At 66.8% G+C, this 12,249-nt stretch carries 9 protein-coding genes; 2 read left to right on the top strand and 7 right to left on the bottom strand.

Features of this window, described 5'->3' with window-relative positions; all coding sequences use genetic code 11:
• The 5 genes from PMI42_RS11805 to PMI42_RS11785 all read right to left on the bottom strand — a co-directional run.
• A partial coding sequence (locus tag PMI42_RS11805) for a cation diffusion facilitator family transporter (protein ID WP_008134042.1) occupies positions 1-409 on the bottom strand: 409 nt, incomplete at its 3' end.
• Between the two features lie 2 nt (positions 410-411).
• Positions 412-3,621 (bottom strand): divalent metal ion exporter subunit IhpC, encoded by a 3,210-nt coding sequence (ihpC, locus tag PMI42_RS11800; protein ID WP_008134040.1) that lies wholly within the window; start codon positions 3,619-3,621, stop codon positions 412-414.
• Entirely contained in the window at positions 3,614-4,591 is a 978-nt protein-coding gene (gene ihpB, locus PMI42_RS11795) for a divalent metal ion exporter adaptor subunit IhpB (RefSeq protein WP_008134039.1), read from the bottom strand. The genes ihpC and ihpB overlap by 8 nt, the downstream gene beginning before the upstream one ends.
• Positions 4,588-5,862 (bottom strand): divalent metal ion exporter subunit IhpA, encoded by a 1,275-nt coding sequence (gene ihpA / locus PMI42_RS11790; protein WP_008134038.1) that lies wholly within the window; start codon positions 5,860-5,862, stop codon positions 4,588-4,590. Before ihpA ends, ihpB begins: the two co-directional genes overlap by 4 nt.
• Before the next feature lie 55 nt (positions 5,863-5,917).
• Positions 5,918-6,280, bottom strand: coding sequence for a hypothetical protein (locus PMI42_RS11785; RefSeq protein WP_008134037.1), 363 nt, complete (start codon positions 6,278-6,280; stop codon positions 5,918-5,920).
• A gap of 148 nt (positions 6,281-6,428) precedes the next feature.
• On the opposite strand from PMI42_RS11785, the gene PMI42_RS11780 reads away from it, so the two are divergent.
• Together PMI42_RS11780 and PMI42_RS11775 are read left to right on the top strand one after the other, a co-directional pair.
• Complete coding sequence (locus tag PMI42_RS11780; RefSeq protein ID WP_008134035.1) at positions 6,429-7,058, top strand: cation efflux transmembrane domain-containing protein; 630 nt, start codon at positions 6,429-6,431, stop codon at positions 7,056-7,058.
• 19 nt (positions 7,059-7,077) lie between these two features.
• Positions 7,078-7,701, top strand: coding sequence for a class I SAM-dependent methyltransferase (locus PMI42_RS11775; protein WP_008134033.1), 624 nt, complete (start codon positions 7,078-7,080; stop codon positions 7,699-7,701).
• A 26-nt stretch (positions 7,702-7,727) separates the two neighbouring features.
• On the opposite strand, the gene PMI42_RS11770 is transcribed toward PMI42_RS11775, so the two are convergent.
• Positions 7,728-10,919 (bottom strand): efflux RND transporter permease subunit, encoded by a 3,192-nt coding sequence (locus PMI42_RS11770; RefSeq protein WP_008134031.1) that lies wholly within the window; start codon positions 10,917-10,919, stop codon positions 7,728-7,730.
• On the bottom strand, positions 10,916-12,249 hold a 1,334-nt coding region (locus PMI42_RS11765; protein ID WP_008134029.1), incomplete at its 5' end, for an efflux RND transporter periplasmic adaptor subunit. The genes PMI42_RS11765 and PMI42_RS11770, both read right to left, overlap by 4 nt.

Below are 12,249 nucleotides of genomic sequence, written 5' to 3'. Positions count from 1 at the left end.
GCTCGCGCAGCCGCAAGATCGCCTCCCAGCCGATCGCGCCGGTTGCGACCAGCAGGAACACGGCGTTGGCCAGCGCCGCCAGAATGGTCGAGGCGCGAAAACCATAGGTGAAGCGGCCGCTCGGCGCGCGCCGCGCCGCGATCGAGGCGCCCCAGGCGACGACGAGGCCGAGCACATCGGACAGATTGTGCCCGGCATCCGCGAGCAGCGCGGTCGAGTTGCCGAGATAACCATAGACCGCCTCGGCGACGACCAGCGCGGTGTTCAGCGTGATGCCGATCGCGAACGCCTTGCCGAAATTGGCGGGCGCGTGGACATGCGCGTGACCGTGGCTGTGGTCGTGACCATGATCATGCGAATGGCCGGCATGGTCGTGATGATGATGGCCATGGTGGTCGTGGCTGCCCAAACCTAGCGCTCCCCGGTTTCAGCCAAATCAGACGCCATTGTAGGCGTTTCGCTTGCGACGTCACGCCGGAACAGCAAATAGAGCGCCGGCAGCACCAGGAGCGTCAGCACGGTCGAGGAGATGATGCCGCCGATCACCACGGTCGCCAACGGCCGCTGCACCTCGGCGCCGGCGCCGGTGGCGAGCGCCATCGGCACGAAGCCGAGCGAGGCGACCAGCGCCGTCATCAGCACCGGCCGCAGCCGGGTCAGCGCGCCCTCGCGCACGGCCTCCGCAATGGGCCGTCCCTCGCTGCGCAGCCGCTCGATGAAGGCGATGATGACGAGGCCGTTGAGCACGGCGACGCCCGACAGCGCGATGAAGCCGACCCCGGCACTGATCGACAGCGGAATGCCGCGCAGCAGCAGCGCCGCAACGCCCCCGGTCAATGCCAGCGGCACGCCGGAGAATACCAGCGCCGCATCCGCCGCCGATCCCATGCCCATGAACAGCAGCAGGAACACCAGCAGCAGCGCCACCGGCACCACGATGGTCAGCCGCTTGGTCGCCGACACCAGTTGCTCGAACTGGCCGCCCCAGCCGATCCAGTAGCCCGGCGGCAGCTTGACCTTCTCGGCGACGGCCTCCTGCGCCTCGGCGACGAAGGAACGCAGATCGCGCCCGCGCACGTTGGCCATGACAACCACGCGGCGCTTGCCGTTCTCGCGGCTGATCTGGTTGGGGCCGGGCGCGATCTCGATCGTGGCGACGGATGATAGCGGAACGTAGCGGAGCGGTGCGTTCCCGCCCGGCCAGGCGGTCTTCGTGACGGCGGGGACATCCTCGCCGGGCGGCAGCGGGATCGGCAGCGACTTGATCGTGTCGGGGTCGGCCCGCAGGCTTTCCGGCAGCCGCACCACGATGTCGAAGCGGCGATCGCCCTCGAACAGCTTTCCGACCGGCTTGCCGCCGATCGCGATCTCGACCAGGTTCTGCACCTCGCTGAGGCTGAGGCCGTAGCGCGACAGCGCCTGGCGGTCGAGCTTGACGGTGAGGATCGGCAGACCCGCGACCTGCTCGGTCTTGACGTCCGCGGCGCCCTCGATGCCGCGGATCACGCCGTTGACCTGCTGGGCGATGCCCGCGAGCACATCGAGATCGTCGCCGAAGATTTTCACGCCGACGTCGCTGCGGATGCCGGCGATCAGCTCGTTGAAGCGCATCTGGATCGGCTGGGTCATGCCATAGGCGGTGCCGGGCAGAGTGTTGGCGGCGCGTTCGAGCTCCGCGACCACTTCGTCCTTGGGCTTGCCCGGATCGGGCCATTCCTCGCGCGGCCTCAGCGTGACATAGGTGTCGGCGACGTTCGGCGGCATCGGATCGTTGGCGATCTCGGCGGTGCCGACCTTGGAGAAGATGGTCGCGACCTCCGGCACCTGCTTGACCGCCTTCTCCAGCCGGAGCTGCATGTCGACGCTCTGGGTCAGGCTGGTGCCGGGAATCCGGATCGTCTCGATGGTGATGTCGCCTTCGTCCAGGCTCGGGATGAACTCGCCGCCCATGCGCGCCGCAGCGAAAATGCTGCCGGCGACGATCAGCACGGCGCCGAACGCGACGCTGCCGCGATAGCGGATGGCGCGCTCGAGCAGCGGCACATAGAGCCGCTTGGCCGCCCGCATGAAGACGTTTTCCGTCTCCGAGACCTTGCCGGTGACGATAATCGCAACCGCAGCCGGCACGAAGGTGACCGACAGCAGCGCCGCGCCGGCAAGCGCCATCAGCACCGTCAGCGCCATCGGTGTGAACATCTTGCCCTCGGTCCCCGTCAGGGTCAGGACCGGCAAATAGACCACGGCGATGATCAGCGTGCCGAACAGGCTCGGCTTGATGACCTCGCTGGCACCGGCGCGGATCGTCTCCATCCGCTCCTCGAGCGACAGCAGGCGGCCGCGCCGGTGCTGCTCGGCGGCGAGCAGCCGCAGGCAGTTCTCGACGATGATGACGGCGCCGTCGACGATGATGCCGAAGTCGATCGCGCCAAGACTCATCAGATTGGCGCTGACCTTGCTCTCGACCATGCCCGTGATCGTGAACAGCATCGACAGCGGAATGACGCAGGCGGTGATCAGCGCGGCGCGGATGTTGCCGAGGATCAGGAACAGCACCGCGATCACCAGCGCGGCGCCCTCAATGAGGTTCTTCTCGACGGTCTGGATGGTGGCTTCCACCAGATGCGTGCGGTCGTAGACGGCACGCGCGATCACGCCGTCGGGCAGCGATTTCGCGATCTCCGTGAGCCTCGCCTTCACGCGCTGGGCCACCGTCCGGCTGTTCTCGCCGATCAGCAGCATGGCGGTGCCCAGCACCGTCTCGGTGCCGTTGGCCGAGGCGGCGCCACTGCGCAAATCCCGGCCCTCCTGGACGTCGGCGACGTCGCGGATGCGGACCGGCACGCCGCCGCGCGAGCCGATCACGATGTTCCTGATGTCCTCGATATTGGCGACCTGGCCGGGCGCGCGGACCAGATATTGCTCGCCGTTGCGCTCGATATAGCCGGCGCCGACATTGGAATTGTTGGCGGCAAGCGCCGTCATGATGTCGCGAAAGCCGAGCTTGTAGGCCATCAGCCGGCCGGGGATCGGCAGCACGTGGAATTGCCGCTCATAACCGCCGATCGAATTGACCTCGACCACGCCGGGAATGGTGCGCAGCTGCGGCTTGATGATCCAGTCCTGGATGGTGCGCAGCTCCGTCGGCGTGAACTCGGCGCCGGTGGACGACTTTGCGCCGGCCTTGGCCTCGACGGAATAGACATAGATCTCGCCGAGCCCGGTCGAGATCGGACCCATCGCGACCTCGGTGCCGGCAGGCAACAGGTCCTTCGCCTGCTGGATGCGTTCGTTGACGAGCTGGCGGGCGAAATAGATGTCGGTGCCGTCCTGGAACACGACGGTGACCTGGCTCAGGCCATAGCGCGAGATCGAGCGCGTATAGTCGAGCCGGGGCAGCCCGCCCATCGCCGTCTCGATCGGGAAGGTGATGCGCTGCTCGGCTTCGAGCGGCGACAGGCCCGGCGCGCGCGTGTTGATCTGGACCTGCACGTTGGTGACGTCAGGAACGGCATCGATCGGCAGCCGCGTGAAATTCCAGGCGCCGAAGGCGCCGGCCGCGAGCGCGAACAGGACGACCAGCCAGCGCTGGCGGATGGAGAGCGCGAGGAGAGCGTCAATCATGGTCGGCGTCTCCCTTGCCCATCTCCGCCTTCACCACGAAGCTGTTCTCGGCGACGTAGCGCTCGCCGGCGGAGAGGCCGGCGCGGATCTCCACGAATTTCGGATCGGAATCGCCCAGCTCGACGGGGCGCGCCTCGATCTTGTCGCCGTCCTCACGGACGAACACGATGGTCCTGTTCTCCAGCGTCTGGATCGCGCTGCGGCGCACGGCGACCGCGACATTGCGGGCGGCGAGGACCAGCCGCGCCGTCACGAACAAGCCGGGGCGAAGTCGTCCTTCCGGATTGGGCAGCACCACCCGGGCGAGCGCGGTCTGGGTCTCGCTCGAGCCGATCGGCGCCATGTAGGAGATCGTGCCCTTGATCTCGCCGCGGCCGTCGTCCGGATCGATCAGCACCTCGTCATTGATGCGGACGCGCCGGAGATCCTGCCGGTAGATCGACAGGTCGACCCAGATGGAGGAGAGGTCGGCGACGACGAAGGCCGGCTTCTGCTCGGAGGCATATTCGCCGAGCGAGATCTGCCGCTCGATGACGGTGCCGGCGATCGGCGCCTTCAGCTCGTAGACGGTCAGGCTCTGGTTGCTCTCGATGGTGGCGAGCAGGTCGTCCTTGCCGACCTTGTCGCCGATGCGCCTCTGGATCGATTTTGCAATTCCGGGAAAGCGCGGCGTCACTTGCACCACGGCTTCCTGATTGGCGCGCAGGATGCCGTTGAAGGACAGCGTATCGGTCAGCGTGGCGCCCGCGGCCTCCGCCAGCACCACGCCGGCAGCAGCGAGTTTGACGTCGGAGATGCGGATACGATCGGCGCCGTGCTCGTCCTGCTCGACATGGTCGTTCGGCTTCTTCTGTTCGGAATGCTCGGCATGCTCCGCCGGTGCGACCTTGGCGGGCGTGAGCAAGGAATAGCCGTAAGCGCCGAGCGCGGCGGCAATGACAGCGACGAGGATGGTGGAAGATGTCTTCATCGCGCGCTCTCCCGGGCCAGCGCAAAGGGATTGCCGACGAGACCTTCGATGGTCGCGACGCCGGCATGGAAATTCTGCAGCGCCTCCTGCTCGCGCAGCCGCGCCTGGGTGACGCTGGCCTGGGCATCGAGCACTTCGAGCAGGGAGAAGCGACCCTGGCCGTAGCCCTGCGCGATCGCTTCCGAGGCCTCGCTGGCCTTGGGGATCGCGGTCTCGCGCAGCACCGCGAGCTCGCGCAGCGAGCCCTGGAGCGAGTCGTAGGCGCGGCCGGCGATCACGATCAGCGTGTTGCGGTTGGCCTCGCGCTCGGCCTTGGTCTTGGCGAGGCTTTCCTGCGCCGAGAGGATGTTGCCCTGGTTCTGGTCGAACACGGGAATGGGCACCGAGACGGTGAGGCGCGCCGCATCGTCATTGGTCTCGTTGAAATGGCGCCAGCCGGCGGCGATGCGCACGTCGGGATAGGGCCGGAGGCGCGCCATCAGCAGTTCGGCATTGCGCTGGGCATAGACCGCGGTCCAGCGCACCAGCTGCGGATTGGCATCGATGGCGGCGACGACCGACTGGAACGATGGTGGCTTGACCATGGAATCGAGCCGGCCCGAGACCTCGCCGAATTTCGCGGCGGGATCGCCCATCAGCACCGCAAGCTCGCGCCGGGCGCTCGCCAGCGTCGCCTTGAAGCGCTCGCGGTCGGCCTTCACCAGCGCGGAGGCGACCTCGGCGCGGCCGGTCTCGGCCGGGGAGGAGGCACCGGCCTCGACGCGGCGGCGCAGCAGCGGCGTCAATTGATCGATCGCTGCGATCTGCTCGTCGAGGATCTGGATGCGCCGCTGCGCGCCGAGCACGCCAAGGAAAGCAATCGCGGTCTCCGACAGCACCTCCAGCCTGACGGCCTTGCGCTGGATCGCGGCGACCTCGATGCCGGCCGCGCCCGCGGCAATCCGCGCGTCGCGCTTGCCGAACAGCTCGAAGGCCTGGCTGATCTGGAGCGTGGTCTCGGCCGATCTGGTGCCGCGGTAATTGCCGGAGCCGAACGAATTGTCCTGTTCATAGGACAGTTCCGGATTGAGCAGTGCGCCTGCCTGGATGCGCTGGCCCGTGGCGATGCCGACATCGCGCTCCGCTGCCGTCAGGCGCGGGCTCGCGGCCAGCGCGCGCGAGAGCGCCGCGCGCATCGTCAGGGTCTGGGCGTGAGCGTGCTGCGTCAGCCAGGGGCTGACGACAATCGCCATCGCGCACGCAAGGCGCGCGGCAGTCCGTCTGCAAGACATGAAGGTGACCTGTGAACAATAGCATTGTGGGCGCGGAAGCGCCCGGCTGATCAGTTCAGGTCAGATGTTTGGGGGGAGGCGATTCGGTATCTGGATCGATGCCGACCGAGGCGGTCTCGCGCGACGATGTCGGCGCGGTGTGGAGATCGACCGCTGTGCCGGGCTCGATGTCCTGGGCGAGGGTCATCGAGAAGCAGCCGTGGCAGTGATGCGCCGCGATTGTCTTGCCCTCGCAATCGCCCGGCGTGCCCGCCGTCGAGACGAAGTGCGATTGGCCGTACGGATTCGCCACGTCGACGCATTGGCCGGCGTGAAGGGCGCCCGACAGCAGATAGAGCACCGCACAGGCAACGGCCCACGATCCGCGCCAGTTGCGCGGGCGGAACACCTTCCTGATGGACCGGCGGATCGAAAACACGGCGTCACTCTCTTTGACCTCAAGCTGCCTAGCAGGACCCAGGAACAGTGTCGACCCGCAACAATGTTACGTGTGGGGAACTTGATGTCGCGGGGAGGGCAGAGCTGGCGCGATTGTCTGCGGCGTTTCCGCGCCCTATCTTATCGGCATGGCCGACGCATGCTGCTCACCCCCGCCGCTCAATCTCGATCGCCATCGCGACAACAAGGCGTATCGCCGCGTGCTGTGGGCCGTGCTCGCCATCAATGCCATCATGTTCCTCGCCGAAATCGGCGCGGGCCTCGCGGCCGGGTCGGCCTCGCTCCAAGCGGACGCGCTCGATTTCCTCGGCGATGCCGCGAACTACGCCATCAGCCTCCTGGTGGTCGGCATGGCGCTGCGCTATCGCGCGACCGCGGCACTCGCAAAGGGGCTGACGATGGGTGCCTTCGGCCTGTGGGTGGTCGGCACGGTGGTCTGGCACGCCGCGCATGGCACGCTGCCGAGCGCGTTCACCATGGGGGCGGTCGGTGTGGCGGCGCTTGCTGCGAACGCGGCCTCATTCGGATTGTTGTGGGCCTATCGCAAGGGCGACGCCAACATGCGCTCGGCCTGGATCTGCACTCGCAACGATGTGCTCGGCAACATCGCCGTGCTGCTGGCTGCGCTCGGCGTGTTCGGCACCGGCACGGGGTGGCCCGACGTCATCGTGGCGGCCATCATGGCCGGCCTCGCACTCCAGGGCGCGGTCGTTGTGGCCCAGCAATCCACGGCCGAGTTGAGGGCCCGTCCAGCTTAGCTGCGCAGGATGAGGCATCATGACGACTTCAGGCCGTGCGGCCCATTGGCAGACCGTCTACGAGAGCAAGGGCGAGCGCGAGGTAAGCTGGTTCCAGGAGAGTCCGTCGCCCTCGCTCGAATTGATTGCGCTGGCCGGCGCCCGGCCGGCCTCGGCGATTGTCGATATCGGCGGCGGAGCGTCTCGGCTGGTCGATGCGCTATTGACCGCCGGCTATACGGACCTGACCGTGCTTGACTTGTCCGACGCAGCACTTGCTGCGTCGCGGGCGCGGCTCGGTGTTGCCGGCGACGGCGTGGACTGGGTCGTGGCCGATGTGACGGCGTGGCGGCCAACGCGGACATACGACGTCTGGCACGATCGCGCGGCGTTTCACTTCCTCAACGCTGTGGAAGAACAAGCGGCTTATGTCGCATGCGTCAGGCGCGCCGTGAAGATCGGCGGGCATGTCGTCATCGGCACATTCGCGACCGACGGCCCGGAGAAATGCAGCGGCTTGCCGGTGACACGTCACAGCGCCGACAGTATCGCCGCGCTGCTCGGCGCCGGATTCACCTTGACGGACCATCGCCGTCATCAGCATGCGACGCCGTGGCAATCGGTGCAGAATTTTCAGTTCAGCAGCTTTGTCAGGTCGGCATAGATCTCTTACGATCGCGCAGCCCATGCTCATTGGGCTGGCTCCAGCACGTCGTGGTGTGGCTCGCGGCTTTCGACGCGGACCGGTGGCGTGACGTCGGTGCCGGGAGAGGACGGTAGCTCAAAGCCCTTCACCAGTCCGAAGATCGCGGGGATCACGATCAGCGTCAGCAGCGTCGACGAGATCATGCCGCCGATCATCGGCACGGCGATCCGCTGCATGATCTCCGATCCCGTTCCGCTGCTCCACATGATCGGCAGCAGGCCGGCCATGATCGCAACCACCGTCATCATCTTCGGGCGGACGCGTTCGACCGCGCCCTCCATGATCGCCTTGTCGAGATCGTGGCGGGTCAGGGGGCGGCCCGCAAGCGCACAGCGCGCCCTGGTCTCGGCAAGGGCGTGGTTGAGATAGATCAGCATAACCACGCCGGTTTCGGCCGCCACGCCCGCGAGCGCGATGAAGCCGACGGCGACCGCAACCGAGAGGTTGAAGCCGAGCCACCACATCAGCCACAGCCCGCCGACGAGGGCGAACGGCAAAGACAGCATCACGATCACGGTCTCGGTGATCGAGCGGAAGTTGAGATAGAGCAGCAGGAAGATGATCAGCAGCGTCACCGGCACCACGATCTTCAGCCGCGCGGTGGCCCGCTCCAGATATTCGTATTGTCCGCTCCAGACCACATAATAGCCCGGCGGAAACTGGACGCTCGCCTGCACCGCGGCCTTGGCGTCGGCGACATAGCCGCCGAGGTCGCGGTCGCGGATGTCAACATAGATGTAGGTCGCCAGTTGCCCGTTCTCGGTCCGGATCGAGGTCGGGCCGCGCGCCGGCGTGACGCTCGCGACCTCGGCGAGCGGGACGGCGCCGCCGCCCGGCATCGGCACCAGGATGTCGCCGGCGATCGCCTTCGGATTGTCGCGCAGGTCGCGGGGATAGCGCATGTTGACGCTGAAGCGCTGCCGACCTTCGACGGTCGTTGTCACGGTCTGGCCGCCGAGCGCGGTGGCGATGGTGTCCTGGACATCCTGCACCATGATGCCGTAGCGCGACAGCGCCTCGCGGTCCGGCGTGATCTCGAGATAGTAGCCACCGAGGCTCCGCTCGGCATAGGCCGAGGAGGTGCCGGGCACCGCCTTGAGCACTTGCTCGACCTGCCGCGCGAGCTTGTCGATCCCTGCGAGATCGGTGCCGATGACCTTGACGCCGACGGGCGTGCGGATGCCGGTGGAGAGCATGTCGATGCGCGCCTTGATCGGCATGGTCCAGGCGTTGGAGACGCCGGGAAACTGCAGCGCCTTGTCCATCTCGGCGATCAGGCCGTCGATCGTCACGCCGGCGCGCCACTGCTGCTTCGGCTTGAAGTCGACAATGGTCTCGAACATCTCCGATGGCGCAGGGTCCGTCGCGGTGGCCGCGCGGCCGGCCTTGCCGTAGACCGAGGCCACTTCCGGAAACGAGCGGATGATCCGGTTCTGGGTCTGCATCAGCTCGGCCGCCTTGGTCACGGAGATGCCGGGGAGCGTCGTCGGCATGTAGAGCAGGGTGCCTTCGTTGAGGTTCGGCATGAACTCGGAACCGAGCCGGCCGGCCGGCCAGACGGAGGCAGCGAGCACGCCGAGCGCGAGCAGGATCACCGGGATCCTCGCGCGCAGCACGCCCGATATCACCGGCCGGTAGATCCAGATCAGGAAGCGGTTGATCGGATTCCTGTGCTCGGGGATGATCCTGCCCCGGACGAAGATCACCATCAGCGCCGGCACCAGCGTGACCGACAGCAGCGCCGCCGCCGCCATCGCAAAGGTCTTGGTGAAGGCGAGCGGGCTGAACAGCCGGCCCTCCTGCGATTCCAGCGTGAAGATCGGCATGAACGACACCGTGATGATCAGCAGGCTGAAGAACAGGGCAGGGCCGACTTCGGCGGCGGCCTCGATCAGGATCACCACCCGCGAGCGGCCGGGCGCGGCGCGTTCGAGATGCTTGTGCGCGTTCTCGATCATGACGATGGCGGCGTCGATCATGGCGCCGATCGCGATCGCGATGCCGCCGAGGCTCATGATGTTGGAGCCGATCCCGAGCAGCTTCATCGCCCCGAACGCCATCAGCACGCCGACGGGGAGCATCAGGATGGCGACCAGCGCGCTGCGGACATGCAGCAGGAACACGATGCAGACCAGCGCCACCACGAGGCTCTCCTCGAGCAGTGTGTGCCTGAGCGTCTCGATCGCGGCCTTGATCAGGTTGGAGCGGTCGTAGACCGGGACAATCTCCACTGATTTCGGCAGGCTGGTCGCGATCTCCTTGAACCGCTTCTTGACGCTCTCGATGACGTCGAGCGCGTTCATGCCGAAGCGCTGCAGCACGATTCCGCTCGCGACCTCGCCCTCACCGTTGAACTCCGCGATGCCGCGCCGCTCGTCCGGCCCGAGCTCGACGCGGGCGACGTCACGCAGCTTGACCGGGGTTCCGTTGTCGGTCTTCAGCACGATGTTGCCGAGATCGTCGACGTTCTTCAGATAGCCCTTGCCGCGGATGACATATTCGAACTCGGAGAGCTCGACGGTGCGGCCGCCGACGTCGGCATTGCTGGCGCGGATGGCGTCGCGCATCTTTTGCATGGTGATGCCGAGGTCACGCATGCGCTGCGGATCGAGGATGACATTGTACTGCCTGACGAAGCCGCCGACGCTGGCGACCTCTGCGACGCCTTCCGCCCTGGCGAGGGCGAATTTCAGGTTCCAATCCTGGATCGTCCGGGTCTCGGCGAGGTTCAGCTCCTTCGACATCACCGCATATTGGTAGACCCAGCCGACGCCGGTGGCGTCAGGGCCGATCGTGGGCGTGACGCCGGCCGGCAGCCGCGCCGCGGCGCCGTTGAGGAATTCGAGCACGCGCGAGCGGGCCCAGTAGATGTCGGTGCCGTCCTCGAAGATGACGTAGACGAAGGAGACGCCGAAGAAGGAGAAGCCGCGCACCACCTTCGATTTCGGCACCGTCAGCATCGCGGTGGTGAGGGGATAGGTGACCTGGTCCTCGATCACCTGGGGCGCCTGGCCCTGATATTCGGTGTAGACGATGACCTGGCTGTCGGAGAGATCGGGGATGGCGTCCAGCGGCAGATGGAGCAGGGCGTAGAGGCCGGCGGCGGCGGCGAAGCCGGTGCCGAACAGCACCAGCAGCAGGTTGCGGGCCGACCAGGCGATGATGCGCGCGATCATGGCTTGGCTCCCATCGGCATGCCGCCGTCGGGCGGGGTGGCAGATTCAGCAAACCCCTTGAGCGCCGCCTTCAGATTGCTCTCGGCATCGATCAGGAAGTTGGCGGAGGTGACGATCGCTTCCCCTTCGGCAAGGCCGTCGCGGATCTCGACATAGCCGTCACCGCGACGTCCGAGCTTGACCTCGCGCGGCTCGAAACGGCCCTGTCCCTTGTCGATCAGGACGGCCTGCCGGCTGCCGGTGTCGAGCACCGCACTTTCGGCGACCACCAGCACCGGCGCGGGATTGCCGGTATCGATTTCGGCATCGACATACATGTCGGGCAGCAGCGCAAGATCGGCGTTGGCGAGCTCGATCCGCAAGCGCGCCGTGCGCGTCTCCTTGTTGAGCTGCGGATAGATGACGCCGATGCGGCCGCCAAAATCCCGGCCGGGATAGCTGCGTGCGCGCACCGCCACGGGCTGGCCGACGGCGATGCCGCCGAGGTCGCGCTCGGCGACGTCGACATTGGCCCACACCAGCGAGATGTCGGCGATGCGAAACAGGATGTCGCCGGGCTGGGCGCGCATGCCGTCGATCGCATTGCGCTGGAGCACGATGCCGTCGCGGGGCGACGACCATGGGATGGTGATCGGCACCGAATGGCTCTTCTCCATCTCGGCGATGACGGGGTCGGGGACGTCGAGATTGACCAGCCGCTGCCGCGAGCCGCGGCCATAGGGCTCGATGCCCGCGGTCGCCTTCGAGGTGATGGTGGCGAGATATTCGGCCGCGGCGGACGACACCGCCGGACTGTAGATCTCCATCAGCGACTGCCCCTTGGTCACGCGGCTTGCGGTGGTGACGTCGGCGACCTTCTGCACAAAACTCTCGGCGCGCATGGTGATCACCGAGACCCTGCGTTCGTCGAGCTGGATCGTGCCGGGCGCGCGCACCAGCGTCCGCAGCCGCCGCAATTCAGCCGGCTCGGATTTGACGCCGCTGCGCTGGATCTTGCCGGGCGACAGTTTTACCGAACCGTCGTCGCTGTCGTCGCCGTCATAGACGGGGATGTAGTCCATCCCCATCGAATCCTTCTTCGGCACCGGCGAGGTGTCGGGCAGGCCCATCGGATTGCGGTAATATTTGATCTTGCGATCGCCCGTGTGCTCGCCTTTGGGCTCGGCTGCAATCATCTCCGCAGGCTGCTCGGGCTCGTCGAAGCTGATGTCCGCGCCCGCGGGCACGGCGCGATAGTCGCGGCCGTCCCCGGTTTTCTTCGGGGTCAGCGAATAGAGCGGCTTGCCGTCGGGGTCCTGATAATAGAGCGGGACAGCCGTATCGGCGGGGG

It is taken from the genome of Bradyrhizobium sp. YR681, assembly GCF_000282615.1.
Lineage (GTDB): Bacteria > Pseudomonadota > Alphaproteobacteria > Rhizobiales > Xanthobacteraceae > Bradyrhizobium.
The sequence above is the reverse complement of the archived record's forward strand: the minus strand, read 5'-3'. Positions and strand labels throughout refer to the sequence as shown.